Origin of the sequence: Agrobacterium sp. ST15.13.015 (assembly GCF_027871645.1) — a bacterium.
In the GTDB taxonomy this organism is placed as follows: Bacteria; Pseudomonadota; Alphaproteobacteria; order Rhizobiales; family Rhizobiaceae; genus Agrobacterium; species Agrobacterium leguminum.
The window spans coordinates 135,621-161,044 of record NZ_JAQAHF010000009.1; the positions used below are offsets into that span (position 1 = coordinate 135,621).

A 25,424-nucleotide genomic window follows, 5' to 3' on the forward strand; every position below is an offset into this window, starting at 1 on the left:
TCCTATACCGGGAAACCTGTTTGACCACCGCCCGGAACCACGCCGGTGTGGCGGTGTGTATCGCCGATATCTTTGCCGTTGTGCCTGACGGCTCCGCCCTGAATATCGACGCCCGCGGCGGAAACCGTGAACGTCACGCCGCCCTTGTGGATCTGGAATGCCGTTCCGGTGACATCCACCACGATGCCGTCGCCCATGACGACCTTGATGATATTGCCGGAGGCATCGTAGAGAGCCGATCCGCCACCCGGTATGTCAGCCGGACGGTGGCCCGGATGCTCTAACCCAAGAACAACCGCGAAATCCGGATTGCCCGGCGACGGCAGCAGAAGACCTTTCGATCCCGCAGGCGGCGAAGATGCAAAGCCATGCGGCTCGGGGCGATGGATACGGGTGTATCCGTCATTGAACATGCCCCGCCCGGAGACAAATTGCTGACCGCCCTTTTCTTCAAGGCGGCCATCGAAGTCGAAACGTATGAAGCCGCTCATTCGTCCTCGAAGTCCCCTTCATCGACCGCCGTGGCGGAGTAACCGGATGCCGTCTTGCTTCGCGGGTTTTCCCCGCCGAGTGCGCGAGGATCAGCGAGCGAGAGCGTCGCTTTCGTCATGTCAGCCTGTTCGAAATCGATATCCTTGATGACCATCCAGCCATCCAAGCCAAGCCAGTCATCATCGACATAGACGAGAAAGTTCGGTTGCCAGAGCTTGCCCGCCTCATCGCGCCAACCGCTGACGACGATACTCGCGGTAGTACCGTTTCCTGCCGCCCGTCTGGCGTGCCATGCCGCACGTTTTTTCATGCGGCCGGTGGATGCTTCACCTTCGTGCCGCAAGATCAGCGTCCGCTTTCGGCTGATGCCGTTATCTTTCGCCGACGACTGCCCGCGAAACTGCTGCTTATCGCTGCCTTCCGTGGCCTGACCACGAACCTTGATATCGCTGTACCGGCCTTTTTCGGTAAAGCTGGCGCTGGAGCCTGGGAGAATATTGACACCCCGTTTCAGTCTGCCCGCATGCTTTCCGGCAGGCTTCGTCGCCAACTTGACGCGACCATCCGGCGTGTCGTGGATCAGAACACCGCGACCCCGCGAACGACGCTCAATGCTGGAAAACGCGCTCTCCCCGACCATGAGTTTGTGGCGCGCTTCTTTCGGCAACTCGCTGCCATCCGTCTCAATGCCGATTCCGTGGCTATCCAGATCCCTGGCAATGTCGTCGAGGCTCTTATCGAGAATTTCCCCGCTCGCATGTTCAGCCGAGCATTCGACAAAATCCACGGTGCGAGAGACGATGCCGCAGGAGAGCGACCGGCTTTCTTCATCGTAACCGGTGTCAACATCACGGACATAGCCGGTAAGCAACAGGTCTCCGCTTGCAGTGATCCTGGTCGGCTTTCCGGGTGCGACCGGCAGACCCGGTCCCGTGATGACGAAATCGGCGCTAGCGCTGCGCGCTGCCTCCTCAGCCGATACCCTGATATTGATCCGGATGACGGGAGGCAACCCATCACATAAAACCGTCTCAAATGGGCCTATCGAGCTTTCCTGCATCATCTTTCCAGAGCACTGAAGGCCGAAGGCATAAGCATCGGCGTGGAAACGCCGGCGATCTCGACAAGGCCTGCGGCCCTGCCGGCATCACCGTAAAGCTGGTAAGCGAGAAACGTCGAAGGCAGCGATATACCTGTTTCGACCCGAACCACCGGAACAGCATCTGCCGCCTGATCCGACACCAGTCGGACCGCGACATTTGTCAGAGCAGAGAGCCACACATAAAGATCGACACCGTCTGCACCCATAGCCGAAACAACCGTCAGGGCAGCATCGCCAGCGGAAGCAATCCGGTCGCGGCCCGCGCGCGCCTGCGGTCGGGAAATCCAATCCGCGCGCCCACCTGCAATCGCAAGTCCGACGGCAAGCAAGACAGAGGCTGCGTTTGTGGTCTCCGCATCCTCGAATTGCCCGGATCGGAGGGTATCGAAGCCGGATGCCGACGAAACACTCTCGGCGACGACCCGCATTATCGACAGGCTTTCCGTCGCGAAATCATCAGCGGAAAGCGCCGGCGCTGCATCGAGGCGCGCAGCGATGTTCTCCATGTCGAGTGTATCGGCAACAAGGGTCGTCGCGAGACTGCCAAGCCAGTCACATATTGCCTGTTTGTCAGCAGCCATCAGAACAACCTTCCGAATGCATACGAGGCCGCCGACAAGGCACCGAGAAAGGTGGTATCGACATCGGCGAGGCTAAGTGAGGCCAGAACCTCGCCGCTAGCGGGTACCGCTGTGAATTCGAACGCAACATACCCACGGCGATCCCGCTCACGGGACCGGTGAAAATCCTCGACGTATGCAAGCTGTCCCGCATCCATGGGGAGAACCAGCCGTCCGGGACCCGCCGCCAGACAGGCCGACGACAGCAACGCTGCCGAAACATCGCTGGCATCACCAAGGAGATACGCCGTGACGCTGAAGGAAGGCGTCTTGAGACCCATCTCCTCCATGCGCGTGCGCCTGCCGCCAGCATATTCATGCCGCGCCAGTCGTTTGCCTCCCGACAAGCCTTCGAAATCCACCCAGAAGCGGACACCGCGAAAGCTGGCAGGCCGGAGCGTTGATGCCCAGTCTCGCATTTGAAGTTCCACCTAAATTTAGAAATCTCGACATTCATCAATTCGAATGTTTCAATACGCCCGAACGAGGAGCTCAGAGTATGAAACGACTGATTTTTGCTGCCGCTTTGGTTACGTCGCCGACACTCATCTTGGCGCAAGATTTCAGGCCGACGGATTATTCTTTTACCGATGGCGCCGCGATAAAGACCCTGAAGGTAAAAGCGATTTCAAAAAACCGCAGCGTGATAATCGTGTCCATCGCCAATCGCGCTGATACACCATTTAACGCGAACTACGCCTGCACTCTCTTTGACGCCCATGACAAGATCATCGGGGCAACAAACGGGGCGGCAAACGCTGTGCCGCCCCAACAGGAAATAGCGTCGGAATCCATCAGCTTCGACGATCTCGCTGTCAAAGCGACATGCAGGATCGAAAGCATCGTAGCGACACGGTGACTATAATCACCACCCACCACCGGTAGGCTTGCTGATTTCGGGAGGGAAGGTCCTGCCGGTATCGGCATTTGCGAGTGCTCTCCCACCTTGTGCTCCAACCGTGGTCGCATTGATCCGAATATTCTGGAGCCGGTTTGCTGCATCGAGGAGCGTCTGTGCGGCGCTTGTCAGCCCAGATAGGAAACTCTCGCCAGCGTTTTGTAGTTTCTGCGATCCACTTTCAATGGCGGCAGCAGCCGTCTGGCCACCGTCGGCAATCGACTTTCCTGCCTGATTACCGGCAATTTCTGTCGACTGCTCGAGACGCTCGCGAATTCCACGGAAAACATCCATGTTCGCAACTTCGGTCGATATTTTCTGTCCCGCCACTCGACCCTGCCCATACTCGCGGTACTGTCGCTGGAGATCGCTAGTTGCTGATGGACCGGAAGGAATCTCTCTGGGGCGAGGCGAAGGAACTGGCGCAGAACCTGCCGGCAACGTCCGGTTGGTATACCCATGCCCACCGCCCGGGAAATCGCCGATAACCACCGGACGCCCCTGGCGACCCGTCGAGGCGCGTGGGCGACGAGGATCATCCCGGCCCGCCCCATATCTGGACGCCCAATATTCGCCGAGAAACTTCTCATCGCGGTATCCACCTTCATAGGCAAGATCCATCTCCTCCTGATTGGTGATGATGCCCATGTTCCTGCGGAACCAGCCCCAGCCTCGCTTCTCCATTCCTCGCTGACGAGCATTGTAGCGATCCAGCTGTTTTACGGCGCCATCCATCAGCGGTGTGACAGCAGGAGCCACACTTTCACCCATGGATGTTTTGAGCTTTTCCCAACTATTCGACATCCTGTCGATTGACGCTTGGGTGTCGCCAAAGATGCGGTTCACATCGCGGAAAACCGTGCCATTGACTTCAGCGGAATTCATCGTGTCGATAAACCGTTTCAGGCTGTCGCTACTGGTCATCAGGGACTGCATACCCAGACGAAATTCCTGATCGCTGAACAACAGAGGCAGCTTGGAAAGGTCGCCCTTGATCGCTTCATTCGAGAGACGAATGAAGGCGGTCACGGCATCCTCACCCGTTTTCTTGGCCGCCTCCATCTCCTTACGCAGATCGATGCCGAACTTGGCAAACTTTTTTCCGGTCTCTTCGGAATACATTTTGCCGAAGATATTCTGCGCCTGGGTGGCGGCGCTGCTGGCATCGCCGGTGTCTTCGCGGATCGTCTGAAGGATAGCGACAAGTTTCTTCAGGCCGTCCTCGCCCTTGTAACCGAGCGTCGCGAAGCTGTTTGCCAGCCCCGGTATGTACTGCGCCATATCCTTAAGTTCGAACTGACCAGCCTTGCCGCCCATGACCATGATGTCAAAGGCGCGCTGCATATTCTTCGTTTCGATCTTCAGGGCGTCGGCGGCCTTGAGACCGGTGTTGGCGATGTCCTGCGTTGCCGCACCCGTGGCCTGCGCCGTGGCGAGTACGGAAGGCAGAAACGCCATCGCCTCATCCAGCGACTTGCCGGAGGCAACAAGGGTATCAATCGCCTCGATTGCGGGCTGCACGCTATCGTAGTTCAGCTCCTTGGCGATCTGCTGCGCCTGCGCGAAAGCCTCTTTTGTCTGCGTGGCCGAAGCATCGGCCGTGATGCCGATACGAGTCATCTGGCGTTCGAGCGCGGCGAAATCCTTGACCGTACCCGCAATCGCGCGGCCTACCTCATAGGCACCATAGCCGGCGATACCGGTTCGCAGCACCGTGCCGGCCTTGTTAAAGCCTTCGGCGGCGCGCTGCATTCCAGCCGAATGCCGATTGATCGACGCGACCTTGCGGTCGAAGTCGGAAGCGGTCTTATTGAACCGCGACATCTGTCGCTCGATCTGGCCCATGCGGGTGGCAACGGAGCGGAAAGCCGGACTGGTGCTATCCTTGCCATCAATCTCAAGCTCCGCCCGGATTTTCCGATTGGCCATGGATGCATCCTATCGAGGTAAGAGGCGTTCGATCTCGTGAACGACACGCGGAAAGAAGTAGTCTTCGATCACGCCGGCAAGGACATCGAGATAGACATCCGGATTGTTGGTGATGGCATGGGCCGGGTTCGCCGCGAACAATTCGCGGATCTGCTCGCGCTTGCCGGTCGCAGACGACATTTGCGTACCTGGCACCCGGCGAAATGCACCAACATGGCCGCTTTTCATGGCGGCTATGAAGGCGTGCCGATATGAGCCGCGAAGCTTCGCATAGACGCCGGATGCATTCTGCACTGCGCCAAGACGCTGCAAGGGTATCCAGCCGGACTCGGCAACCACTTTGGAAGTGTTGCCGCCGGCGTTGAAATGCGCCGTCGTCAGCGACGCAACCAGCTCGCGCGGCATTTGCGTGTGCGGCCCGAGGCGCGCAACGATGCGGGATCGCGCCGTCTGGGCGACGCGCGTCATTGCCCGGCGCATTGCCTTGGTCCGGATTTCGCCGGGGAGACGCCTGAATGCGCGCTCCAGTTCCTCGAAATCCCTGCTGTTCATTTCCAGTCTCATGACCGGCTCCGCTTTCGTTCGTCGAAGATGACAGCACGATTGCACCAATGCGCGATTTCAGCGTATGTCATGCCCTGCACCATCGTGGCGTCCCAGCCGAACTGGAACACCATCAGGTCGACGGCTTCGGCAACTCTGGCTGCCGCATAAAAAAATCGCACACCGCCTCGGCAACCTCGATTGCATCATGCGCTTCCAGCACCGAAAGGGCGTCATAGGAAGGGGAGCGGCAGATATTCAGGAGATGACGGTCAATCGCCTCGTAATGCGTCACCACCATCGGCTGACCGGCAACCACATGGGTCTCACGCGGCTCGCCGATACCATCCATGAAAATCTCTTTGTACGTCGGCGCCCGAAGCCGCACTTCCGAGAATGGCTCGACGCCCGGAAACTCATATTTCCGGGAGAGCGGTATAATCCTCTCTGCCATGATTGCCCCTTATCCGCGCCGGTAGGTTTCGGCAACGATCTGGAGACCGGACAATTCACCGTTGAGCCGGTTCGAACTCGGTTCGCCGCTGAAAAACGCATTGAAGAAATAATGCGTCACGCCGGTGAACTCCTCATGCACCGTGAAATTCTGGCGCGGCGCTGTCATCAGTGCATTGAAGTCGAGATCGCTGGCGTCTTTGAATGTTACCTCGGCGCGCGGCGCGGTCGGCGTACCGACACGATCCGTCGAGCCGTCCTGGTTGGTGATAGCTTCGTTCGACTGGCCTGCCGACATCACGGTGAAATTGCCGCGCAACGACAGAAGGGAGCCGCTCGCGAGACGGGTGGTCATCCGCCCGCCGAAATCATTGCCTGCCATTTGTGTTCTCCGCAGATAGGATCAAAGAGAGGAAGAGGCGGAGACCGCCTCAAAGCTGAGCGTAGACGCGGGCAAGACCGGCGAAGATGTCGAGCGGGTTGACGCGATCCATCGGCAGGACGATGTCCACCCGGTTCGGATTGTCGAGGTTGCGGGTGACCGTGATCTGCGCCGCGATATCGTTGCCGAACTCCAGAACGCCGCACCGCGAAAGGTCGATGCAGGCATGCACCAGCGTCGCCTTGATATCGGCTACCGTGACGACCGTCGGAAGGTTCGCCGGATTGTCGTCGGCGATAGCCTTGTTGGAATGCTCGTAGGCCAGCTGCGCGCGAATGAATTTCAGGGCATAGGTCAGCTGATAGACCGCCTGAATATCGCGAAGCGCGGTGTCAGGCACGCCGTTCGTCGTCTGCTGCTGGGTGATGATCTTGTCGATCAGCACATTGCCGCTACGATCCACCTTCCATGCCGAAACGCCATTCTGCAGCCATGCATTGCGGGTGGCGTAGTCCGGCCAATAGTTGCGATCACGCGGGGCGATCACGCCGCTGATGACAAGGCCAGACTGGTTTGCGGAAACGCGACCGTCGGAGCCGGAGCCGAGCATGGGCAACGCCCGTGACACAACGGCGCTGACCGCCTCGTAATCCGGGGTGCCATTGCCACCACCCGAAAGGATCGGGATTAGCGACAGATGCCAGGTATCGCGCGCCAGACCCTTGGTGCTCACCTGGCTGTCGGTGTCCGTGAAGGGATAGAACGCGTGGCCATAAAGCTGCTGATCATATCCCCAGCGCGATGTCACGAACGCATCGAGTAGCGCCACGGCGGCATCGTCGCTGAATGCGGAAACGATCGCCTCGAAAGGATCGTCGCCCATCGCTGCGAGGATGGTGGAAAGGTCCGGATTGCCGGCACCTGCCGTGGTCGTCGCCGCCGTCAGGTTGGCGCTGGTAAAGACGTTCCCGCCCTCCAGAACCGGAATATAGATGTCGAGCCGGCCCGCATAGGCACCCTTGTGCCGCGCCGTAAGGGTGACAACGTTCGTTGCCACCGTCGCCGTGAAAGGCAGGCTCTTCTTCGTGAGCGCGTTGAAATAGGCGTTGATCGCCGCAGCAAGCGCCGAAGCCGTATCGTTCGCCGATGTCCCGGCCACGATATCGATCGACACGCTTTCGCCGGCGATCTGAACCACAGCCTGCCCACCCGCCGCAGGGATGGCGCCAACGGTCAACGTCCGGATTTCCGCCGTGCCGGTATCGGCCACGCGGCCAAGATAGATAACCTGAGCTGGCGCATTCTTGCGAGCACGGATGAACATGCTTTCCAGCATCGAACCGCGACCGGCAAGACGGCGGGCTTCATTGACCGTGCTGCAGATGGCGATTTGGCCTTCGGCAAGAGCGCCGCCGGCGATGCCGAAACCGAGCAGGATTTCGTTCAGTTCGGACGAGAACTGCCCGCCGGACTCGATATCGAAGGCGAGCAGCGGTGCGACGATATTGTCGGGAATGTTGTTCACCATCGGGGTCAATCCTTCCTGGACGGTTTCACGGGTTCGGCCGGCGTTTCCACGGGCGATTCTTTTTCGACCAGGTCACCGGTCTCGATCATGCGGCGATGCTGGCGCGAGAGCGGATCGATGGGGCGACCACCTTCCGGCCAGCCGCCGGGGATGGCGCACCCTTCGGCCGCCACGTAAATCTTGGACATTGGAAATCTCCGGTCAGGGGATCAGGTCGTCTTGACCTGTTTCAAGCGAGGTTCCGCCCGGCCCAGCCGTCACACCATGGATAGTGGTCAACTGATCGGGGTTTTCAGCAGCAAAACAGGCTGCCAATTCGGCAAGCTTCTGTTTGGCGTAACTGCCGTCAGGCAATGCTGCCGCAACCGACCCGAGCGGCTCCGGAAGGCCGGGGCGGCTCATGTCGAAATCGTCATCGCCGATTGCGAGGTTATAGGTGCAGAAAATCCGCTGCCAGCGAAGGCCGAATTCTGGGACGGCGTGGGTCTCTTCGTCAACACGCAACACCTGCTTGACGAGCTTTCTCCATGGCGCTCCGGCTGCGCTGAATTCAAGACGGCGTCGAACCTGCGCAACCAGGGCAGCAAGAACAAGTCTTGCCTCAACATCGGTACCTGCCGTCATGGCGTCGACATAATCCGTGCTGCCTTCGCGAGTGATGACCGCAAGCTCCGCCATGACAAGCAGCGAAACAGTAGCTTCAGTGTCATCGAAACCCGAAGCTGCGCCAGCGGCGTCCGCACTGCTTTTCTGCGTATAGACCGAGAGAACGGGCGTGTATCTCCGCTCATGATCAATTTCGGTCAACGTAGGCCCGCGGCTATCAAATACACGCGAGCCGGCCAGCGTCGGAAAATTCCCGCCTTCGGGAATATCACTCGGCCTCAGTAGCTCGATCGCCACCAGCCGCACAGCTTCAGCCGCCAACATTCCTCACCTCCGAGACAAACCACGCAGGCCTGTTCGATCCGTCCTTGCGTGAGGCCTCAACGCGCCAGGTCTTGTCGCCAATCACGATATGATCGCCCATTCTGGGCGACCATGGCCAAGATCCCACATGGGCGGTGATGACGGCGTCGTAAGAGATGACCCCGTTGCCCGACTGCGGGTCAGCAGACGGATACCGCCGGATGATGTCGCTTGTCGGCTCGAGATCGACAGAACACATGAAATCAAATGGCGCGCGCGCCGGATCATCCTGTTCTGAATGATTGACGGTGGCACCCGGTCGCCTTCCGATCAGGCGGCCGGTTTTCGTGTCGAAGGTCGCCGCGCAGGCGTCTTCCGTGAAGGCCCGTGCGGCTTCCCAGTCAACCATTGCGATCAAGCTTTCAGGAGCAAAAGTTCCGCCTCGGCGGCCCTGAGATCGATCTGAGCCGTATCAAGCGCGACGGTATCTGTCCCAGCCGCCGTTACCGCAGCCTTCGCGTTTTCGACCTTCTTTTCAGCCGCATCGATTTCTTCGGCTTTCTTCTTTGCAGCTGCGTCCGCCTCGGCCCTCTTTTTTACTGCGGCGTCGGTTTCGGATTTTTCGTCGCTGTCGGAAGATTTGCCTGTAACAGCGACGGCAAAACGATCATCAACAAGGTGCTGGCCATATTCTATCGGCACTTTGACGGGCTCATGCGGCGAGCACACTTTATCTTCCTTAAGGGACAATACCGCAGCGGGGATAATCCCCCCGCGCGGGAACGCGATCGACATTGTTTTCTTGGACATGGAAAGTTCCTCTTCCTGTTTCACCGCGCCAAACAACATGACGCTGCAAAACAGGAAGCCCATAAGGCTTCCTGTTCGACTGTATTTCCGGATCGATGGTCGATCAGGTCAGGGTCAACCTGCGCAGCGTCTGAGGGCGCGTGCAAACCGAAATTGCATTCATCTGCACTTCGAGATCATAACCCTTGCCGTTGCGCTTCTCGATCGCACGGCTATAGAACGGCAGTCCGGGGGTGTTGACCGTTTCATTGTAATCGGCCGGCGCGAACCTGGTGATAAACAGGTCCGGTACACCTTCCATCACCACCCGAGCCTCGTTGTGGGCGATGTAGGGAGAACCGAGATCTGCCGTCGCCTTGGCACCGGTTTTGTATCGCTCCCACGTCGCGCCGCCCCAGACGAAACTGTCCGGGACATCCTGACGAAGAACGGCTGCGCCGGAATTGTACAGGAATGTTTCCCGGACCGATTTGTGCTGCCAGAGAGCCTTGTGGAAATCGCGCCCGGTAAAAACCCTGATGCCGCCATAGGCTTCATCGAGAGAATCTTCGAGAGAGTAAATCACATCCTGCCAGAGACTGGTTACGACGGTGCTGTCGACATCCAGTTCCAGAGATACAGCCGCCGGCACTGCCAGTCCGAACAGGTTATAGAGATCAACGAGCACACCGCCGGACTTGGATGTGACGATACCCTTGATTGCGCCCACTCGCTGGTGTTCGAGGGTCATCGTCAGATCCCGTGCATGGCGCTGCGCCTTGCGATTGACGCGACCCTCAAGATTTTCGAGGCTGCTTTCAGTACCGAACTCGCGGACATTCTGCACTTCGTCAGCGGCGATACTGTCATCCCGCTGATAATGCGGGACGCCGATGATGTGCTTGCTACGATCGTCGTCGCCTGTCGTTTCGCCGGAACCACCACGAGAGGTCGGCTCGACGAGGCTGAGTTTTCCGTTGCGCATTTCGATCGAGACGCTCGTCGTCGAAACGCTGTCTTCTTCAAAAAGCGCCGCTGCGGAAATCTGACCGGGGCGATACGGCTCGGCGTTGACGGCGGCGGTGAGGCTCTCAAGGCTGAAAGGATCGCCGGTATGTGCGTTTGGTGCGGCCATGGATCAGATCTCCTTATCGGGCCTTGATGGTCACGGCACGAAGCTGTGTCAGCTTCGCAGCGCGCTTGGTTGCGTCGTCGACGCTGGCGTCGAACACCAGCATCGGATTTTTCACCTCGGCGTCATTGGTGACGCAGACCGCTTTAACGTCGGTTGACGTCGCATCGACTTCGTAGCCGAGAATAGCGACGGCGGTTTCCGCCCCCTCCTTACCGACGACGCTCGCGTTTGGAGAAGCAACATATTTGTTGCTCGCCGTCACCTTCCCGAGAACGGTGCCCGCAAGAAGCTTGCCGGCCCCGGATGCAATGGTGAGAACCTCGCGAGAAAGATATCCGTTCGCTTCGGAAAGCAGGACGGCCAAATCGCGCGGAGTTTCAGTCATGGAAGTGGCCATGGATCATTCTCCCTTGGTCTGGTTACGGCGCGCCGCAAAGATCGCGTCGCGATTGATCTTCGGCGATGCCTTTGCAGCGGATGAGGCTGGACCCGGCATGGCCAAGTTGGCCGCCGCGAGACGCTGTTGCTCGTAGCTTCTCGCAGAGCCCGCTTCTCCTTCTCCCGCTTTCGCGGATGCAGCCTGTGCGGCAGGAACATTCGCGGACACGAAGGCGATAACGGCTTCCGCTGTCATCTGCGGAGACGCGCTGGCAAGCTCGATTGCTGCATTCAGGCGGCCGGCGTCTCCCTTGATGCCTTCAGCGGAGGCAATGGCGTTGATGCGGCCCATGGCCGCGGCGAAACCGTCGTCGCCACCGGAAGCAGCTGCGACGACGGCGGCGAGTGCTCCAGCCGCGGCGGACGCCGGGCCGGACTGGGACTGTTGGACAGTCATGTCACCTCCAGTGGTGGGTTGAGCCGCGCAATGCGGCGGGTCGGAAGGCGGAGCTTTCGCGCCGGTTTCACCTTCGTTCTCAATCATGAGAACGTCGGCCGTCGATCCGGGAAGCACCGCCGCCCGAATGGCATCTATCAGACTTGACATTGCGTTCATCTCCGTTGGACCGCCTTCACAAAGGCGTCGAAGGTTGCCAGTGGGTCACCGACAGCGTCGATGAGGCCGATCTTCAAAGCATCACTCGCTTCGTAGATATCCGCCTCAGTCGCGAGCGCGGATGCTCTTGTGATGCGTCCGGAGCGGCCTTTGCCGACAACTTCAGCAAATTTCTGCCGCATCACTTCGGCCTGCCCACGCCAGCGGTCAGCCAGATCGGCGGAAAGAGGCTCATACGGGTTTCCGTCAGCCTTTTTTCCTCCGGCACGAATGATCGTTACTTTGATCCCGGAATCGTCCAGCGCCTTGGAATAGTCAGCATGCAACATGATGACGCCAATAGAACCGGCCCCCCCGAACTCCGGCATCACGACAGAACGAGCCTGCGAGGCCAGTAAATAGCCAGCGGAATAAGCGAAGTCCGTAAGGATCGAGATGGTAGGCTTCTCCTTCGACAGAAGAGCCATGGCCGAGGCGACCTCGAAGGCACCGTTCACCTGGCCTCCATAGCTATCGACCTCAAACACGACGCCTCTGACATCAGGACTTCGGCGGGCCATGGCGATCTGGGCAAGCAGCCCCTGGTAACTCGTCTGCCCTGAATTAGCACCAATCCACCCGCCTTTGTGCACAAGGGTGCCTTCGATCGGAATGATCGCTACGCCCTGGTAGAGATCAAATGGTAGCAGATTGGCGCCCGTGTAGGCCCTCTCAAGACGGTTGCCAACCTTTCCCGCCAAGGGACGCCCGTTTCCTCCCGCCACATGACTGACAGCATCGCCGGGATTGGAAACCACAACGGTGTCGCCCGCGATTCTACTGCCCAGTCCATGCAAAAAAGCCTCAGCTTTTCGGGCGTCGTACATCAGTGGCGTATTAAAAACCTGCTGGGCGATATGGGCATAACTCAAGCTCATGACTTTTCTCAATCCTAAAACTTAAGCCGCCAACGACGCGACGGGCGGCAACCGGTCATCTTCGCTTGGCAGGCCGCCTGCAGGCGGACGAGCTCTTTATCAATATCGGCGATGCTGGACGACGCGACCTTTACCCGCTGCTGCATAACGGGAGAGCGAATTTCGCTCTCCTCGATTTGCTCGCCTGCGAGGCGCTTCGCTTTCGCAGCAGCAAGCGCTGCATAGAGAGCACACGGATCCTCTACATCGACAACGACACCCGCAATCTTCACAGTATTCATGCGGGCGCACCTTCCTTCTGTGCCGTTTCGGATGCCGGCTTCGAACCGTATCCACGTTCAAACGGGCTCCGCATACCGGCTTTCACATAACGTTCGTGCCACATGAGCCGGCTCTCGAACACTTCCTCCGGATCGTCGCCGAGTTCGGCACATTCGCGTTCCAGCGTTCCTGTACCGTTGGCGATACGCTCACTGGAAGCCTTTGCACGCTTCTCGTCATCGGCAGTCGGTTTCGAAGGCCCCTGGCAAATTGCCCAAAGGATTTCCTCCCGAAATTGGCGGAAAACTTCATATCCGCCCTTGAACGGTATACGTCCCTCGCCGATTTCTTCATCCAGCCACCCCGCGTATGGAACCAGAACGTGTGGTGCCGCAATGCGGTCCGTACGTCTTTGGGCGATTGGCCATAGAGCCGAATTTTCCATGTTCGTGCTGGCATAGGTGGCATTGGTATAGTCCAAGGTATACCCGCCATATGACATGCCGAGCGCCCGCGCCGTCTCACGATGGAGCGAGGCCATGAAACTTTGAGATTCCTTTCCAGGCGTGGAAATGGACTTGAACTCAAGATCTTCACCCGGAGCGAGATGGGAAACGCCAGCTCCGGCACCGAGGCGAATTTCCGATTCCGCAGCACGATCCAATTGCGCCTTGAAATATTGCGCAAAGTCAGACGCAATATCTTCCACACCGGTGGCGCCGCTTTCCTTCATGCTTTCCAGCGCCTCGAACGCTTCCGCGCTCGGCTTGTCGCTTTTCAGGATAGCAGCGTAAATCGTCTGCAAAAAATGGACCTGGGCCATAGCGTCATCGGTGTTCTCCGCCATCAGATATTTTCTGAATGTTGTGGCGAGAGGGGACAGGCCGCGAACATCGTCCGAAGAGAACGGGTCGAACGCATGCATAACGAGCTGTCGCCCGTCTGCGTCCCGTGCGGCATAATCGATTTTCGTCGTCATGCCATCGCGGCGCTCCTGGAAGCGGTAATGCGTCGGGCGTCCATAGGCATCATGGATGACGCCCTGATACATCCCTTCGATTTCGTTCGTGTCCTGCACCAGTTTCTGCGGGGAAACGAGCAGAAACTTTGTGCCTGTTCTGGTTCCCGGCAGTCTTTGCGCTTCCGGCAAATAGGACACAATGCCCGTACTTTCTCCGAATGCGAGCCAGTGTCTCAGGCCCACATCGGTCTGCTGCGGGATTGTGAATTTCGCACGAAAGTCGCATTCCAGCGGGTTCCATGCCCAAACCTTGAAACTCCCCTTTACCATTCGTGTCCAGGAAACAGCCTCGGCACGGTCGTAACCGAATTTCGTCAGGTCGGGACGCGGGTTCAACTGCAGTTCAACGCCGACCGTGTCGGCAAGGATCTGGTCAGCCGCGCCGCGCAACCTTCCGGAATTCTGCAGCATATCCATGGCAAGGGCTGCGGCCCTCCACCAGACGCGGCGGATCTCATCCCGATGCTCTCTCAGCGATGCAGGACGGGAAGCTATGATGCCGGACTGTGTATCGCGGAGATAACCAGCCTGATGACGGGACGGATTTCCGGCAGGAACAGCAACACTGCCGGCCTTCACCCGTACCCGCATCTTTTCCGTCATCGTCTTTTCGCCCACCTGTTTTCGACTGGTTTCTTCACCGACGGAGGAGGCACGCTGGGAGATTCCTCCGACGACACCCTCTCTGCCACTTGCTGGCTTTCCGGCGACAAAAGGTCGACCGGTGTTGCAGGTTCATATTTCGCGCGGAGCGCAGCCCACTGGCTTTTGGTCAGGCGAGAAATGCCGAGGTGTTCAGCCATCGCCATCGCGTAGATGCGGCAATCGAGAAAGTGGTTATGCTCTCGACGAGGCATCCACTCTTCGTGCAACCTGCCCTTCACCATCTTCTGGCTGAAATACTCCGCAGTAAGCTGCTGGAAGTATTCTTCACCCAGATCCATATGGAAATGGCAATAACCAGGTGGATCGGTAGCTTCACCCGAGCGCAACCCGGATTTATGAAGGTTTCCGTAAAACTCCGCTTTCAAGGCCCAAGTGCCAACCGGCCACGACATAGCCGAACCGTGCCTCTTGCGTTTGCCGCGTTTGTTTACCGATTTGCGCACTGGTGGGCTGATCGCGGCCACACCACGTCCCGGCATCCCTTTGATCGCATATGCATTCGGACGCCGCCGGCACCATTCCAGAACCTGCGTGGGCCGATAACCGCTGTCGACAGCCAGGGCCTCAATCTTGCGCAGGACACCGTGACTATCAGGAAATTCCTGTTCGCAGAACTCTTCGAGGAGGAGCCACGCACCGGCTTGCGGATTGTCGGTTGCCCCCTCAAAAAACTCGGCAAAAACATTCCAGCTCTGGCGATCTTCCGCGAAGACAACGCCCTCACAGTAGATTCCGTAGGACTGCACGTCAGCGCCAGCAACGAACAGCAAGCCGCCGGCGGGTATTGTGCCTGCGAGGTATTCTTCGCGGCGTTCCATGAGGCGCTGATGATCGGGAGCATTCCCTTTCATCTGGTAGGGCTTGGCGCAAATCAGATTGGAATAATCCTTTGCACCCGCCTCGCCCTTCGCCTCGTACTTGATCTTGTCCTCCGCGATTGCCTCGTATGACATCATCAAGGACATGAAGGCGTCGACATGAAAGCCGGGATGCCTGTCCGGCCCCGTCATCGTCGGAATATAGCGCCCTTGCTGCACGGCAGGGACACGCTCCATTTCCGAAATGTGATGCGTGCAGCTGATGCACCGCATAACCGTCTTATGCAGATGCTCCCGATCAATCAGGAGATTGGCGTCTTCCTGAACCTGCTCGGTACCGCACTCCGGGCAGCGGATGTACCAGAAACGTTGATCCGAACGGCGAAAATCTCGGTCAATGCGGCAATGGCCCGGACCTTCTCCGAGCGCGTCGCCGCTATCGAGTTCCGGTGTCGAAAGCCCGAATATCTTGTAGGTTTTCTGCCGACGAAACGCCGTGAAGCGGCCGAAGAACAGGTTTTCCGGATCCGCGCCGTTAGGAAGCGTCTGCCATTTCGAAACCTCGTCCTTGACCCCGAAGCGGGTCGTTTTGGCCGAAAGGTCCATGACGGTATTGGCGTTCGCCAGATACAGCGAACCGCCGGGAAACTTCTTCTCGTAGGTCGTCGACCCTACGCCGGACCGGCTGGTCGTCGGCATGATGATCTGTTTTCCGGTATGCTTCTGCCATGCATCAATGAGCGGCTGAAGTTTGCCGGAATTGATATCCTGCAGGGTATCGAGACCGGGCACGCCGTAAATCGAATTGTCCGGGCAGGTCTCTGCAATGTAGAGCATCCACGCCAGCGCCAGAATTGAAACACCGGTCTGCTGCGATTTTCGAACCGTCACCTCTGTGCATGGATGCTCCAGGCTGAGGCACTGCGCGATTTCGACAAGATACGGTGCGTCTTCGGCCGACCATAAATCTCCCTTTTTCGGACCATCCACAAGAACGATGTTCTGCGGAAGATAAATATCAAAGGGAACCGGAGGCTCGCTCCGGACTGTTCGTGCCAAGGCCGATGAAACAACACGAAAGGCGCCGGGATGCACAGTCATGCGTCTTCATCCTCAATCAGCGGGTCGCTCTCGGGCGCTTTTTCCGCCAGTGCTTCCAGCTTGTCGGCGATGTCATTGCAAATATCGATCGCGATCTGCCTGAGAAGAACGCGGACCCCATGGACCCCCTCTTTCGAAACAGCCAAGGCGATCGTGTCAGCCCGATTGGGAAGGCGCTTCACGATGGACTGAATTTCTCCACCGATCATCGCAACCGCCTGGTCGGTTTTGTCTTTGCGGATAAGGGCTCCGCAATCTTCCTGATGCCGGATCTTTTCGCGCCCGACCTTCAGCCATTCCGATTGCCGGCGCGCTTCATCGAAACTGCTCTCATCGCGGAACGGCAGATCTGGAGGAGACTTACCCTCCGCCCGACCATCTGGAGACCGAAGTGGCGCAGTTGCCTTGGCAGGGTTCACATGCCTTTGGCGATAGTGGTCATAGTGGGCAAGAGATACAGCGACCACCTGCCCCTGTGAGCCACGCTCAATCGGAGTGTCCGGGCGATCTTCCGCCAGCTTTTTTACGGTTTTGGAAACGGCAGCCTTGGAAACACCGTCCCGCGCAGCAATCTGCGCGATGGACCACATCACATCGCTCATCGTTAACCCGTTCGTTAACCCATGCGTTAACGCCGTTAACCCCGTTAACCCAATTTTTTCAACTGTTTGACTGGCGGGTTTTCGGGGTCGTCCCGGCCCGCAGGGGGAGAAAGCCCGGTACGGTCCCTTGACCCAGGGGGGGTGGCATCCGTCCCTCTCCTCGACGGTCATGAGGATGCCTTGCCCAAGGGTTGCTCAATCCTGCCATGGCGATGGCGACCGTTGAACGTTAGGCTCAAACCATCGGTCATTCACAGGCATCTGCCCAGAGCGAGGCGGGCTGGTAATTCTGCGGCGAGAATGTCGCCCATACCTACAATGTAAAAAGGCGACCATCTGGCCGCCCTGTCATCCATCATCTCATAGCTGTAGCACTGACCCTGAATCGGTGTCTCGCTTGGGAGACCGTCAGGGCTGGGTGCGGGCGCGAGCGTAACCGCCACTAAGAACCGCATCGACCGTGGGCAGATTTGTACTCACACTTTCTCAAGCATTGCAAGCGGCATGTTGAATACTGTCGGTCTTCCGAAAATCACGATAGTGACAACCACGTCACCTTGCCCAGCCTCACCGAACGCATCAACCGATACCTCATAACCAACGAATGGACCGCTTGTGATCCTGACCTTGTCGCCTTTTTTGATTGCATCTGATCGACGCCCATAATCGTATGCGCCGCTCTCAGCCAATTCTTTGAATTCATTGACTGTTTCGCAACTTAGCCTGATGGCTTTATCGCCACCCATAACGATGCTTTTGACGTAATCGAATGACAGGATACCTCGAAGCGCATGGTTGTCTGGCACACAAAACACGAACAGCAATCCATTGAACACTGGCATCTTGATAGCAGGAAGGCGTCGTCTATGCCTCTTCCTTTCTGGCCCCATTCGCATGATGACGCACGCCTCAATACCGGCTTCGATCATTGCATTTTCAACAGCCTTTTCGCGCCCATAGTCCACCCGAGCGATAATCCATCTCGAATCAGAGACACCATGCGCCCTTTCCTTTGATGCTGATTCGCGCTCATGGGCCACTCTCGCCGCCTCTTGCGCGATGCGGTCTAGCTTCGCTAAGCCCTTGGGTGAGACGTAACCGCAGATATCTTCGAACTTATGCTGCATCATCGTTCCGTCCCTCGTTCAGTCTGGATTGGAAGTTTTCGATTGCGATGGATACGGCCTCGTCAAGGTCGTTCACGTCAGCGGGTATCGGCGGGAACTGGGCGAACTCCAGACGTTCCGGAGCAAGCGGCCACGGCCAGCATCGCTCCGCATAGGCGCGCTTCCACGCCTCCCATACAGGCCCGTTGACCGCGACCCGCTCAAAGTCCTTGCTGATCTCGACAATGCGGTTCGTTACCGTAAAGCGCTTCCGCTCGATAAGCTGGACGGCCTCCGGCCAACCCTGCTTTTCCTTCTTGTCGCGCCAGATCAGGTCCTTCTTTTCCGGCTTGGTCTCGATGATATTCTGCTCGATAGGCGTCAGGGAGAGCGCCCGGACAGGAAGAAAAAGCTTCGTCATCAGGAGAGCGCGACCAGCGCGGGAAAACACCGAGACCATCTCCGTCGTTTCGGTCTGCGGTGATTGCACGCTCTGTTCCGCAAGCTTCACCCAACGGCGTTCCTTCAGGTATTTGGCGGCAGAGCAGAGATATTTTCGACCGGTGGACAGGGCGATGGCCTGATAGCTCTCCGAGTGAGCAAGCGCTCTTACCCGCTCATCCGGCGACAATGCGCCCCACTCCCGGCGCGCATCCGGCTCGCTGTCGTGGATCGCCGTCTTCCACGACAGGAAGAACCGCTTGAACGCCGTCTCGATCGCTTTCGGATTTTCTTCCTCATCCCCCAAATTGCCGCGCGCAGGCGCATCTCTCTCTACTGAAGGTTCTATTGATGGTTCTATTACGGTTCGGGTGACATGGTGACACCCCTCTACGCAGTCAGTGTCACCCGTCTCCGTCGTCGGTGTCACCCGTGTCATGGTGTCACCCGTCTGTTCTGCCGGGTCGACGGGTGACATGGTGTCACCCGTCGTTTCCGGCTGTTTTGCGTCCGGAAGGCGATCAATGGCTCGCATATCGAAGTCATATCGTGTCGCCTCACCAGGGCGACCGGTGGCCTTCCTGACGATGATCAACAGGCCTTCATTGACGAAATCGGCAAGAAGGCGCTGCACGGTCCGGACTGACAATTCTGTTTCCTGCGCCAGCGTCTCCACGGACGGCCAGATGCCCTTGCCGTTATCGTCGGCGAAGTCAGCAAGCCGTACCGCCAGCATCTTGCGGCTACTGGAGCCAAGCTGCGCGCGAAACAGGCGACTCATGATGAGAATGCTCACTTCACACCACCTTTCCGCGCCAGCGTCTCCATGAAGGTGCGAGCAGCGTTGAGCAGGTCCTCAACATCGGCCGGCATGCGCCCGAAGCGGTCCCGCACCGTCAGCAGCGCCGAGATTTCCAGATCGACAAGCTGCTCACCACGCATGAAGCCGGCCTTTCGCAGGGCACGGTATATGGCGGTCTGCTCGCGATAGAAGGTGAACGTCGGGATGTTGAGCAGCCACCGCGCCCGCTCCGCATCCGTCCTGCAATCCTGTAACTGTTCGATAACCGGCGAAATCCCCGTCACGACCGGCCCCCTTTCCATAATTCGAAATCCGAGCGCAGGTCGATAAACGCCGCCTGCGCACGTTCCTCACGATTGAGTTGTGTCTTGCTGGTGATGCCGATCAGGCTTTTCAGGACCGTATCGGCGTGTTCCTTGTTGTGAATGGTGTGCGACTGGGAGGGATGCTGCCGCCGTTCAAGAAATCGATGAAACAGCGTGTCCGCGCACAACATGGCCGCGTTCGCGGCGAAGTCTCCATCGCGCAAGCGGCTCGTCTGCTGTCGATCTGGCGGCGGGCTTTGACCGCTTCGGAAGGCAATCTTGGCGCGCTCCCGCAGGGTCAGGAACAGGATGGTATTTTCCAGCGCCCCGGTCAGTAGCTCGATTTCGTCCGGCAGGGCTTCCGCATAGAGCGTGCCGAGGATGACGCTCTCACCAGTCGAGCGCCGCGCGATGATATGCGTCTGGTCGCCATCGGTATCGAACCGCCACCTGTCGCCCTTGCAGCGTCGGGTGATATCCTCCAGCCGCGCGACGCGAGCCTTTTCACGCTGGCGGTTTTCCTGCTCGCGCACCGTCATGCCGCCACCTCAAGGGCGTATCCGCCCCATTGCAGCGCCATGGCGGCAGCGATACCCGGCTGCGTCTGCGACCGGATTTTCCAGCGGTCAGCCCCTGGCGATGCTCGATGAACAACGGACCATCGCTTGTGTTCGTCGGTTCCCGCCTTGGGCGGAACCAGCCTGTTTGTCGCCACCAGTGACGGCAGGCCCCGAAGATAAAAGGATGTTGCCTTGAAGGACGGATCGCCGAAATGCCAAGGCTGCACCGTCTGCGCGGCCTTGTGATAGTTCCGAATCCGCTCCTTCGCATGCCGGTGCATGACGGGATTTTCCACGGCGATGCGCGGTATCGGCGCGTTCCAGCAATCCGAGAACAGCGCTGCACCCTCATCCAGTAGACGCCACATGATTGACAGCTTCTCTTCGCGGCTGAATGATGCCCACGCTTGCTTCTCCGCGTCGGTCGTTTCACCTGGCGGATTGGTCGGCGGCTCCATCAGCCAGCGAACACCACTGTTGCAAAGCCGAGTGCAGGGAGGATGCATGACGGCGAGCAAATCCCAACCCTCATACAAAAGGTCGCGGATGTCGCAGACGATATGCCGGTTGCTGCCGTCATCAGCTGGCAGCAGGTCGCAGGACCAGGCATCGTGGCCCAGATCCGCAAAGGCGCGGCGAACGACGCCGGAGGTTTCGCAGCCAACCAGAACCTTGAGCGCCCTCATGCCACAGCCTCCATCGCAAATCCGCCCCACTGATCTGCCATTGCAGCGGCGATACCGGGGAAGAAGCGTGAACGTTCGTGGCCTGACTTTCCTTGATGGAAATAATATCGATACGGCTTCCCCGCTCTTGGGCCGGTTTTGCGTATACAGAATTTGGGTTCCGGGATGTCGACGACGGTTGTCGGCGTCAACTCCGGCAAACCCTTAAGCCAAAGAGAGATTTTCTTCTGTAGTGGCTCACCAAACTGCCAAGGCGCTACAGTCTGTGCTGGCGGCGCATAGCCCCGTATGCGCTCGCGAGCATGGCGATGCATGATCGGATTTTCGATGGCGATGCGATCAACAGGCGCATTCCAGAATGCAGAGAACAGATCAGCCGCGCTATCCAATTCTCGCCAAACCTGATCAACCGTTTTGCCCTTTGGCGCATGAGTGAGCCAGCCGATTCCGGAATTGCAGAGCCGCGTGCATGGTGGATGGGCAACGATGAGCAAATCCCATCCTTCGTGCAACAGTTCGCGCGCATCCCCTCGAATGTGGCGGTTACTTCCATCGTCAGCTGGCAACAAATCGCAAGACCAGGCATCGTGCCCCCTATCAAGGAAAGCATTCCTGACAGTCTCAGAAAACTCGCAAGCAATCAGGACTCTCAAAGACCTCATTCCGCACCGCCTTCCGGCGCGCCGGCCTGATTTCCCCAGAACTCCCACGTTCCATTCAGGCGCACGTCGCCATCCGCCAGGCTTTCGCGGCGCTGGAACATTTCGAGCTTGGGCATGCTCGGGTAGAGCCGGTCGATCTGTTCGGCGAACCAGGCGGGCTTTTCGCTGTGGCGTCCGACCGGATGTTCGGTGCATTTGATGGGTTGGGTGCCGGGAATGGGTGCGGGGAAATCGCCGCGCGTGCCGATCAACAGAAGTTCGAGGTTATCGAAACTCCAGTATCCGGTCCCTGTCTGCTCGCCGGGGTAGATTTTCTTCCAGCCCCAATAACTCTTGTAGGCATAACCCCAGCGCTCCAGCGCCCTGACGCCATTGGCAAGATCCGTCACCCACATGAAAATCGCCGAGTTATGAGCGCCCGGGCAACCCAGCGACATGATGTCGTCGAGCGACATGGTCGGATAATGGTTCTCGGCGCTCTTTTCGCCGCCGGTCACCTCAGAATAGGTTTTGAAACGCCACGGCGGATCCGCGTAAATGATCGGGAACGCCCTGCCCTCACCCTGCCCGACACCTTGCCACCATGGTGCAACGTTCTGGCGCGCGGCGATCTGGACGGCGAGATCGGTACGAACCGCGTGACGTATCTTCTGATCCTCGGCGCGCTTGATCTTGGCAACTGTCTTCAATTCCCGGAAGTTCGCCGGTTCCGGCAGGAACATCGTACGGATCGGCTTTACCGCCGGCTGCGAAACGCCGTCACGGCCCACAATTGTCGTCTGGTGGGGAATTTCCCCACCATCAACCATGCGTTTTCGCGCCGCCGATACCGTCTTGTGATCGACGCCAAGCTGCGCGGCTATGGCACGATTGGACGCAGTCGGTGCGTCCTTCAGATGCTCCTGAATAACTGCCTGCCGCTGCGCACCGGAAAGATGACGGCGCGCGAAGTTAAGGGAGCGAGCAAAAGATCGCTTGCCTTCTTCCGTCAGTTGCTTGCGGATAAAGCGCGGCCAGTCGGTAATACCGAGCATCTTGCAGATGGCGACGCGGTGGTGACCGTCGAGGATTTCACCGGCCTCATCATATTCCACCGGCACCTTGACGCCGTGCGCTGCGATATCATCGTAAAGCGCCTTGAAGTCGTCATCGGAGAGTGGTGGCAGAAGCTGGTAAGGCCCCGTCACCACGATGCGGCTTGTATTTTCTTCCGGCAGCTTCCCTTCGGTTTTCGCGCGCTCGATGACAGCAGCCGCCCGGTCCCCCGGACGGAACAGATTGCCGTCCTTCGGATCGCGCGTGAGATAGCGGTGGGCCATTGCCGAGCAGGCGGTGCGCACTTCCTGTGATGTCTGGCAGCGGTATTCGCCTTCGCGCAGCGCCGATGCGATGATGTTCAGTCCGGCGTCTTTCGGCATCTGGAGAGATGGTGTGGTCATGCCGCACCGCCTTTCGCGGCGCCGATGCGAACGGCTTTTTCAACCAGGTGACCGCCAAGGCCGCAGCGATGAAGGGCATCGACATTGCTTTGCCCGAATGCAGCCAGAACCAGCGGCGCACCCGAATTGGCTTTCTGCCTCACCCCGTCCTTGTCAAAGAAATGAATTCGGTCCGCCAGGAAAAGAATTGCGTCCGCTTTCCAGATGGGGATGAACCATTCCGCCTCTGTCCGAGCATGCACCAGGGCGATACCATCGCCGTGCGCAACGAGCCGATCGATAAACCGTCCGACGATGCGGCGGTCGAATGGGGGATTGAGCCAGACCCTGCCGAACCATGGCTGAACAAGACCGTCATCCGCCTTGGTATAGCGCCGGACTGCCGTTTCCCATGGCATAGTATCCGGTGTGCATGGGTCGAGATCGAATGCACCAAGCGCTTCAAGAATAAATGGGGGTGTCAAATGCGTCTGGCTTTTGCCGACCGATCTTTGATGGGATCCGAGCGTCATGCCGCACCGCCTTTGCGCATTAGGCGCAGATCAGTTTCGCGGATGATCTCGGTGGCACGTTCCACCGATACGCCGCGCGCCAGCAGTCGAGCAGCGAAGCGCGGCACGAACTCGAAACCGGCATCATTTATTGCCGTGCGGATCGGGGCCGGAAGCGTATCGAACAGTTCCATCAGTGGACCCCTCTCAACTGGCGGAGATAGGCCTGCCCGCTGCTGGTGATGATCGCCTGCCGCTTGTCGTTGGACAGACGGATGTATCCGGCGCGCATGCACTGGACTGCGGACAGCATTTCGCCGTGGCGGATCTCGCGCCAGTCGTCTGCCTGGGCGACGTGTCGCAGAAAACCGCGATCACGATCCGAAAGCGGATGGGTGAAAAGAGAAACAGCGGCACTCAATGTCCTGCCTCCTCGACAATGCGGCAAACCTCGCATTCGGCGAGGTCCAGCGTTTCAGCGATTTCATGGGTGGATTGACCAGCGCGCCAAAGCTCCATCACCCGCGCGGTGCGGGCCTCATGGACGAGTTTGGAGCGGCTGGTTTCGGCGATGCAGAGCGTCATAGGTCCGGCCTCTGCGGCGCATTGACCATCAGCTCTTTCAATTCACGGATAAGCTCGTGAACTTCCTTCGTGATGCGCTTCGTTACGGCAGCCGTGCCGAGGGTTCCGGTCTGCTTGGCTTCCTGAACAACCTTGATGACATCGGCAAACTCCGACATCAAGTCCATCATGTCGGCTTCATTGATCGGTCGCGCTTCGGGCTGACGCTCGTCATCAACGACAAGCCGGTAACCAAGCTTGCGGGCCATGGCGCCGATGATGACCGGGCTTTTCGCGCGACGGTCCGCCTCGATGGCGACATCGACCGGAATCAGAGCCTCGCGGTTTTCATCGTTGAAGCTGGCATATTTGGAGAGCGTCGAGACATTGACGCGGGTCAGCAGCGGGAAATCGGTCACGCCGCCCCCCAGCTTGTAGCTGGCGTCTGTCGCACCTTTCAGGCTGCGGATTTCTTCTTCGGAAATAGTGCGCACGAAAACACCCCTGAAAACGCGTCAAGGAAAGAAAAACGGAAAAGGATTCGGTGAAGCCCGCGCGGGCGCGGCCTATTCGTTGCCCATCAGATCAACCACAGCCCCGCCACATCAGCGGTGGCGTAAGCTGGAGAGACAAAGATGAACGCAACGAAAGAAAAAGTCCGCCGGATCCGGGAGGAAAGGCGTCACGGCGGGTGCGCAGAGGGGAAAGGAGTAACCCTCGCACAACAGGAAAAACGATCCGGACGGATGGCGGAATGGTCAGAAGCTCCATCCGTCCGGTATCCCGTGCGCGCACTGCCGGGAAAGCGCCGGGATTGGTTGCAGCGGCAGGATTCGAACCTGCGACATCGTGGGTATGAACCACGCGGGATGACCGCTTCCCTACGCTGCGGAAAAACTGGAGCGCAATCATTCTGCGGCCTCCTGCGTCCTAGTCACTTCAGGCCGCTGCACATCAGCGGGCCACGCAACATCTTTGGGCCAATGATCGGAAAACCATTGCATCGCCTTTTCAAAGGTGCCGGTCGCAAGATCGCCACCACTGGCTATGCCGTCGAGCTTTGCGCCGCGATTGAAGACAATCGTTGACAAGCGCTTTCGGCCGATACCGGCGGAAGCTGCATACAAGTCTGCGATGCGGACAATCTGATCTTTCATAGCCATGCGGGCTAAATGCGGTCTTTTGTCCGCAAATGTCAAGACCAAAAG

The 25,424-nt window shown here is 58.6% G+C and carries 35 protein-coding genes and 1 tRNA gene; 1 reads left to right on the forward strand and 35 read right to left on the reverse strand.

The features are described from left to right. Nucleotides 1-2 precede the first annotated feature (2 nt). Genes PIB16_RS15685 through PIB16_RS15700 form a run of 4 tightly spaced genes read right to left on the reverse strand, consistent with a single transcriptional unit; the run spans nucleotide 3 to nucleotide 2,633 of the window. Nucleotides 3-491, reverse strand: a complete 489-nt coding sequence (locus tag PIB16_RS15685; protein WP_271045853.1) for a phage baseplate assembly protein domain-containing protein — start codon at nucleotides 489-491, stop codon at nucleotides 3-5. Further along, complete coding sequence (locus tag PIB16_RS15690; RefSeq protein WP_271045854.1) at nucleotides 488-1,555, reverse strand: phage baseplate assembly protein; 1,068 nt, start codon at nucleotides 1,553-1,555, stop codon at nucleotides 488-490. The genes PIB16_RS15685 and PIB16_RS15690 overlap by 4 nt, the downstream gene beginning before the upstream one ends. Then, nucleotides 1,552-2,175 carry a hypothetical protein gene (locus PIB16_RS15695; RefSeq protein ID WP_271045855.1) on the reverse strand — a complete coding sequence of 208 codons (624 nt, stop codon included), beginning with the start codon at nucleotides 2,173-2,175 and terminating at the stop codon, nucleotides 1,552-1,554. The genes PIB16_RS15690 and PIB16_RS15695 overlap by 4 nt, the downstream gene beginning before the upstream one ends. Then, entirely contained in the window at nucleotides 2,175-2,633 is a 459-nt protein-coding gene (locus tag PIB16_RS15700) for a DNA circularization N-terminal domain-containing protein (protein WP_271045856.1), read from the reverse strand. Before PIB16_RS15700 ends, PIB16_RS15695 begins: the two co-directional genes overlap by 1 nt. 80 nt (nucleotides 2,634-2,713) lie before the next feature. Between PIB16_RS15700 and PIB16_RS15705 the strand changes: the two genes are divergently transcribed. Beyond that, nucleotides 2,714-3,073, forward strand: coding sequence for a hypothetical protein (locus tag PIB16_RS15705; protein WP_271045857.1), 360 nt, complete (start codon nucleotides 2,714-2,716; stop codon nucleotides 3,071-3,073). A gap of 6 nt (nucleotides 3,074-3,079) precedes the next feature. Here the strand turns inward: PIB16_RS15705 and PIB16_RS15710 are convergent, their stop codons facing one another. The 31 genes from PIB16_RS15710 to PIB16_RS15860 all read right to left on the reverse strand — a co-directional run bounded on the left by PIB16_RS15710 (nucleotide 3,080) and on the right by PIB16_RS15860 (nucleotide 25,379). After that, the gene (locus PIB16_RS15710) at nucleotides 3,080-5,041 is read right to left on the reverse strand and encodes a phage tail tape measure protein (protein ID WP_271045858.1); all 1,962 of its coding nucleotides are present in this window, start codon (nucleotides 5,039-5,041) and stop codon (nucleotides 3,080-3,082) included. 9 nt (nucleotides 5,042-5,050) lie between these two features. Continuing rightward, complete coding sequence (locus PIB16_RS15715; RefSeq protein ID WP_271045859.1) at nucleotides 5,051-5,605, reverse strand: hypothetical protein; 555 nt, start codon at nucleotides 5,603-5,605, stop codon at nucleotides 5,051-5,053. A 112-nt stretch (nucleotides 5,606-5,717) separates the two neighbouring features. Continuing rightward, nucleotides 5,718-6,038, reverse strand: a complete 321-nt coding sequence (locus tag PIB16_RS15720; RefSeq protein WP_271045860.1) for a hypothetical protein — start codon at nucleotides 6,036-6,038, stop codon at nucleotides 5,718-5,720. A 9-nt stretch (nucleotides 6,039-6,047) separates the two neighbouring features. Then, the gene (locus PIB16_RS15725; protein WP_271045861.1) at nucleotides 6,048-6,419 is read right to left on the reverse strand and encodes a phage tail tube protein; all 372 of its coding nucleotides are present in this window, start codon (nucleotides 6,417-6,419) and stop codon (nucleotides 6,048-6,050) included. Nucleotides 6,420-6,468: 49 nt separating this feature from the next. Next, complete coding sequence (locus PIB16_RS15730) at nucleotides 6,469-7,947, reverse strand: hypothetical protein (RefSeq protein WP_271045862.1); 1,479 nt, start codon at nucleotides 7,945-7,947, stop codon at nucleotides 6,469-6,471. A gap of 5 nt (nucleotides 7,948-7,952) precedes the next feature. After that, the gene (locus PIB16_RS15735; RefSeq protein ID WP_271045863.1) at nucleotides 7,953-8,135 is read right to left on the reverse strand and encodes a hypothetical protein; all 183 of its coding nucleotides are present in this window, start codon (nucleotides 8,133-8,135) and stop codon (nucleotides 7,953-7,955) included. A 13-nt stretch (nucleotides 8,136-8,148) separates the two neighbouring features. Next, nucleotides 8,149-8,877 (reverse strand): hypothetical protein, encoded by a 729-nt coding sequence (locus PIB16_RS15740; protein ID WP_271045864.1) that lies wholly within the window; start codon nucleotides 8,875-8,877, stop codon nucleotides 8,149-8,151. Further along, entirely contained in the window at nucleotides 8,864-9,265 is a 402-nt protein-coding gene (locus PIB16_RS15745) for a hypothetical protein (protein WP_271045865.1), read from the reverse strand. Before PIB16_RS15745 ends, PIB16_RS15740 begins: the two co-directional genes overlap by 14 nt. A 5-nt stretch (nucleotides 9,266-9,270) precedes the next feature. After that, entirely contained in the window at nucleotides 9,271-9,729 is a 459-nt protein-coding gene (locus PIB16_RS15750; protein ID WP_271045866.1) for a hypothetical protein, read from the reverse strand. Nucleotides 9,730-9,769: 40 nt separating this feature from the next. Then, entirely contained in the window at nucleotides 9,770-10,780 is a 1,011-nt protein-coding gene (locus PIB16_RS15755) for a major capsid protein (protein ID WP_080819385.1), read from the reverse strand. Nucleotides 10,781-10,793: 13 nt separating this feature from the next. Beyond that, entirely contained in the window at nucleotides 10,794-11,177 is a 384-nt protein-coding gene (locus tag PIB16_RS15760) for a head decoration protein (RefSeq protein ID WP_271045867.1), read from the reverse strand. 3 nt (nucleotides 11,178-11,180) lie between these two features. Then, nucleotides 11,181-11,615, reverse strand: coding sequence for a hypothetical protein (locus PIB16_RS15765; RefSeq protein ID WP_271045868.1), 435 nt, complete (start codon nucleotides 11,613-11,615; stop codon nucleotides 11,181-11,183). Between the two features lie 155 nt (nucleotides 11,616-11,770). After that, complete coding sequence (locus tag PIB16_RS15770; protein ID WP_271045869.1) at nucleotides 11,771-12,691, reverse strand: S49 family peptidase; 921 nt, start codon at nucleotides 12,689-12,691, stop codon at nucleotides 11,771-11,773. Between the two features lie 14 nt (nucleotides 12,692-12,705). Then, nucleotides 12,706-12,972, reverse strand: a complete 267-nt coding sequence (locus tag PIB16_RS15775; protein ID WP_271045870.1) for a hypothetical protein — start codon at nucleotides 12,970-12,972, stop codon at nucleotides 12,706-12,708. Next, complete coding sequence (locus PIB16_RS15780) at nucleotides 12,969-14,576, reverse strand: phage portal protein (RefSeq protein WP_333779996.1); 1,608 nt, start codon at nucleotides 14,574-14,576, stop codon at nucleotides 12,969-12,971. The genes PIB16_RS15775 and PIB16_RS15780 overlap by 4 nt, the downstream gene beginning before the upstream one ends. Next, nucleotides 14,573-16,558 (reverse strand): terminase gpA endonuclease subunit, encoded by a 1,986-nt coding sequence (locus PIB16_RS15785; RefSeq protein WP_271045871.1) that lies wholly within the window; start codon nucleotides 16,556-16,558, stop codon nucleotides 14,573-14,575. The genes PIB16_RS15780 and PIB16_RS15785 overlap by 4 nt, the downstream gene beginning before the upstream one ends. Next, on the reverse strand, nucleotides 16,555-17,160 hold the full coding sequence (locus tag PIB16_RS15790; RefSeq protein ID WP_271045872.1) for a hypothetical protein: 606 nt from the start codon (nucleotides 17,158-17,160) through the stop codon (nucleotides 16,555-16,557). Before PIB16_RS15790 ends, PIB16_RS15785 begins: the two co-directional genes overlap by 4 nt. 476 nt (nucleotides 17,161-17,636) lie before the next feature. Next, on the reverse strand, nucleotides 17,637-18,290 hold the full coding sequence (gene nusG / locus PIB16_RS15795) for a transcription termination/antitermination protein NusG (protein ID WP_271045873.1): 654 nt from the start codon (nucleotides 18,288-18,290) through the stop codon (nucleotides 17,637-17,639). Then, on the reverse strand, nucleotides 18,277-19,503 hold the full coding sequence (locus tag PIB16_RS15800) for a helix-turn-helix domain-containing protein (protein WP_271045874.1): 1,227 nt from the start codon (nucleotides 19,501-19,503) through the stop codon (nucleotides 18,277-18,279). The genes nusG and PIB16_RS15800 overlap by 14 nt, the downstream gene beginning before the upstream one ends. Continuing rightward, nucleotides 19,500-19,793 carry a hypothetical protein gene (locus PIB16_RS15805; protein ID WP_271045875.1) on the reverse strand — a complete coding sequence of 98 codons (294 nt, stop codon included), beginning with the start codon at nucleotides 19,791-19,793 and terminating at the stop codon, nucleotides 19,500-19,502. Before PIB16_RS15805 ends, PIB16_RS15800 begins: the two co-directional genes overlap by 4 nt. Beyond that, a complete protein-coding gene (locus PIB16_RS15810) occupies nucleotides 19,790-20,353 on the reverse strand; it encodes a hypothetical protein (protein ID WP_271045876.1) in 564 nt (187 codons plus the stop codon). Before PIB16_RS15810 ends, PIB16_RS15805 begins: the two co-directional genes overlap by 4 nt. After that, nucleotides 20,350-21,060, reverse strand: a complete 711-nt coding sequence (locus PIB16_RS15815) for a hypothetical protein (protein ID WP_271045877.1) — start codon at nucleotides 21,058-21,060, stop codon at nucleotides 20,350-20,352. Before PIB16_RS15815 ends, PIB16_RS15810 begins: the two co-directional genes overlap by 4 nt. Next, the gene (locus tag PIB16_RS15820; protein WP_271045878.1) at nucleotides 21,057-21,722 is read right to left on the reverse strand and encodes a hypothetical protein; all 666 of its coding nucleotides are present in this window, start codon (nucleotides 21,720-21,722) and stop codon (nucleotides 21,057-21,059) included. Before PIB16_RS15820 ends, PIB16_RS15815 begins: the two co-directional genes overlap by 4 nt. Beyond that, on the reverse strand, nucleotides 21,719-23,161 hold the full coding sequence (locus PIB16_RS15825) for an MT-A70 family methyltransferase (protein WP_271045879.1): 1,443 nt from the start codon (nucleotides 23,159-23,161) through the stop codon (nucleotides 21,719-21,721). Before PIB16_RS15825 ends, PIB16_RS15820 begins: the two co-directional genes overlap by 4 nt. Beyond that, complete coding sequence (locus tag PIB16_RS15830) at nucleotides 23,158-23,673, reverse strand: DNA N-6-adenine-methyltransferase (protein WP_271045880.1); 516 nt, start codon at nucleotides 23,671-23,673, stop codon at nucleotides 23,158-23,160. The genes PIB16_RS15825 and PIB16_RS15830 overlap by 4 nt, the downstream gene beginning before the upstream one ends. Further along, complete coding sequence (locus PIB16_RS15835; protein ID WP_271045881.1) at nucleotides 23,670-23,846, reverse strand: hypothetical protein; 177 nt, start codon at nucleotides 23,844-23,846, stop codon at nucleotides 23,670-23,672. Before PIB16_RS15835 ends, PIB16_RS15830 begins: the two co-directional genes overlap by 4 nt. After that, nucleotides 23,846-24,073 carry a hypothetical protein gene (locus tag PIB16_RS15840; protein WP_271045882.1) on the reverse strand — a complete coding sequence of 76 codons (228 nt, stop codon included), beginning with the start codon at nucleotides 24,071-24,073 and terminating at the stop codon, nucleotides 23,846-23,848. The genes PIB16_RS15835 and PIB16_RS15840 overlap by 1 nt, the downstream gene beginning before the upstream one ends. Next, a complete protein-coding gene (locus tag PIB16_RS15845; protein WP_271045883.1) occupies nucleotides 24,070-24,237 on the reverse strand; it encodes a hypothetical protein in 168 nt (55 codons plus the stop codon). Before PIB16_RS15845 ends, PIB16_RS15840 begins: the two co-directional genes overlap by 4 nt. Then, nucleotides 24,234-24,710 carry a phage regulatory CII family protein gene (locus PIB16_RS15850; protein WP_271045884.1) on the reverse strand — a complete coding sequence of 159 codons (477 nt, stop codon included), beginning with the start codon at nucleotides 24,708-24,710 and terminating at the stop codon, nucleotides 24,234-24,236. Before PIB16_RS15850 ends, PIB16_RS15845 begins: the two co-directional genes overlap by 4 nt. Before the next feature lie 321 nt (nucleotides 24,711-25,031). Next, nucleotides 25,032-25,107: transfer RNA gene (locus tag PIB16_RS15855), tRNA-Met, on the reverse strand. Nucleotides 25,108-25,124: 17 nt separating this feature from the next. Continuing rightward, nucleotides 25,125-25,379 carry a hypothetical protein gene (locus PIB16_RS15860; RefSeq protein ID WP_271045885.1) on the reverse strand — a complete coding sequence of 85 codons (255 nt, stop codon included), beginning with the start codon at nucleotides 25,377-25,379 and terminating at the stop codon, nucleotides 25,125-25,127. Nucleotides 25,380-25,424 lie beyond the last annotated feature (45 nt).

What these genes read in the sequence shown, in the direction of transcription:
- PIB16_RS15755 (WP_080819385.1), bottom strand. Translation starts at nt 10,780, where the DNA reads ATGGCCGCACCAAACGCACATACCGGCGATCCTTTCAGCCTTGAGAGC.
- PIB16_RS15825 (WP_271045879.1), bottom strand. Translation starts at nt 23,161, where the DNA reads ATGACCACACCATCTCTCCAGATGCCGAAAGACGCCGGACTGAACATC.
- PIB16_RS15725 (WP_271045861.1), bottom strand. Translation starts at nt 6,419, where the DNA reads ATGGCAGGCAATGATTTCGGCGGGCGGATGACCACCCGTCTCGCGAGC.
- PIB16_RS15700 (WP_271045856.1), bottom strand. Translation starts at nt 2,633, where the DNA reads ATGCGAGACTGGGCATCAACGCTCCGGCCTGCCAGCTTTCGCGGTGTC.
- PIB16_RS15790 (WP_271045872.1), bottom strand. Translation starts at nt 17,160, where the DNA reads ATGAGCGATGTGATGTGGTCCATCGCGCAGATTGCTGCGCGGGACGGT.
- PIB16_RS15730 (WP_271045862.1), bottom strand. Translation starts at nt 7,947, where the DNA reads ATGGTGAACAACATTCCCGACAATATCGTCGCACCGCTGCTCGCCTTC.
- PIB16_RS15775 (WP_271045870.1), bottom strand. Translation starts at nt 12,972, where the DNA reads ATGAATACTGTGAAGATTGCGGGTGTCGTTGTCGATGTAGAGGATCCG.
- PIB16_RS15810 (WP_271045876.1), bottom strand. Translation starts at nt 20,353, where the DNA reads ATGACGGTGCGCGAGCAGGAAAACCGCCAGCGTGAAAAGGCTCGCGTC.
- nusG (WP_271045873.1), bottom strand. Translation starts at nt 18,290, where the DNA reads ATGATGCAGCATAAGTTCGAAGATATCTGCGGTTACGTCTCACCCAAG.
- PIB16_RS15760 (WP_271045867.1), bottom strand. Translation starts at nt 11,177, where the DNA reads ATGGCCACTTCCATGACTGAAACTCCGCGCGATTTGGCCGTCCTGCTT.
- PIB16_RS15745 (WP_271045865.1), bottom strand. Translation starts at nt 9,265, where the DNA reads ATGGTTGACTGGGAAGCCGCACGGGCCTTCACGGAAGACGCCTGCGCG.
- PIB16_RS15720 (WP_271045860.1), bottom strand. Translation starts at nt 6,038, where the DNA reads ATGGCAGAGAGGATTATACCGCTCTCCCGGAAATATGAGTTTCCGGGC.
- PIB16_RS15690 (WP_271045854.1), bottom strand. Translation starts at nt 1,555, where the DNA reads ATGATGCAGGAAAGCTCGATAGGCCCATTTGAGACGGTTTTATGTGAT.
- PIB16_RS15785 (WP_271045871.1), bottom strand. Translation starts at nt 16,558, where the DNA reads ATGACTGTGCATCCCGGCGCCTTTCGTGTTGTTTCATCGGCCTTGGCA.
- PIB16_RS15735 (WP_271045863.1), bottom strand. Translation starts at nt 8,135, where the DNA reads ATGTCCAAGATTTACGTGGCGGCCGAAGGGTGCGCCATCCCCGGCGGC.
- PIB16_RS15750 (WP_271045866.1), bottom strand. Translation starts at nt 9,729, where the DNA reads ATGGGCTTCCTGTTTTGCAGCGTCATGTTGTTTGGCGCGGTGAAACAG.
- PIB16_RS15860 (WP_271045885.1), bottom strand. Translation starts at nt 25,379, where the DNA reads ATGGCTATGAAAGATCAGATTGTCCGCATCGCAGACTTGTATGCAGCT.
- PIB16_RS15820 (WP_271045878.1), bottom strand. Translation starts at nt 21,722, where the DNA reads ATGAGGTCTTTGAGAGTCCTGATTGCTTGCGAGTTTTCTGAGACTGTC.
- PIB16_RS15710 (WP_271045858.1), bottom strand. Translation starts at nt 5,041, where the DNA reads ATGGCCAATCGGAAAATCCGGGCGGAGCTTGAGATTGATGGCAAGGAT.
- PIB16_RS15705 (WP_271045857.1), top strand. Translation starts at nt 2,714, where the DNA reads ATGAAACGACTGATTTTTGCTGCCGCTTTGGTTACGTCGCCGACACTC.
- PIB16_RS15830 (WP_271045880.1), bottom strand. Translation starts at nt 23,673, where the DNA reads ATGACGCTCGGATCCCATCAAAGATCGGTCGGCAAAAGCCAGACGCAT.
- PIB16_RS15740 (WP_271045864.1), bottom strand. Translation starts at nt 8,877, where the DNA reads ATGTTGGCGGCTGAAGCTGTGCGGCTGGTGGCGATCGAGCTACTGAGG.
- PIB16_RS15770 (WP_271045869.1), bottom strand. Translation starts at nt 12,691, where the DNA reads ATGAGCTTGAGTTATGCCCATATCGCCCAGCAGGTTTTTAATACGCCA.
- PIB16_RS15685 (WP_271045853.1), bottom strand. Translation starts at nt 491, where the DNA reads ATGAGCGGCTTCATACGTTTCGACTTCGATGGCCGCCTTGAAGAAAAG.
- PIB16_RS15815 (WP_271045877.1), bottom strand. Translation starts at nt 21,060, where the DNA reads ATGAGGGCGCTCAAGGTTCTGGTTGGCTGCGAAACCTCCGGCGTCGTT.
- PIB16_RS15835 (WP_271045881.1), bottom strand. Translation starts at nt 23,846, where the DNA reads ATGGAACTGTTCGATACGCTTCCGGCCCCGATCCGCACGGCAATAAAT.
- PIB16_RS15845 (WP_271045883.1), bottom strand. Translation starts at nt 24,237, where the DNA reads ATGACGCTCTGCATCGCCGAAACCAGCCGCTCCAAACTCGTCCATGAG.
- PIB16_RS15695 (WP_271045855.1), bottom strand. Translation starts at nt 2,175, where the DNA reads ATGGCTGCTGACAAACAGGCAATATGTGACTGGCTTGGCAGTCTCGCG.
- PIB16_RS15780 (WP_333779996.1), bottom strand. Translation starts at nt 14,576, where the DNA reads ATGACGGAAAAGATGCGGGTACGGGTGAAGGCCGGCAGTGTTGCTGTT.
- PIB16_RS15715 (WP_271045859.1), bottom strand. Translation starts at nt 5,605, where the DNA reads ATGAGACTGGAAATGAACAGCAGGGATTTCGAGGAACTGGAGCGCGCA.
- PIB16_RS15765 (WP_271045868.1), bottom strand. Translation starts at nt 11,615, where the DNA reads ATGACTGTCCAACAGTCCCAGTCCGGCCCGGCGTCCGCCGCGGCTGGA.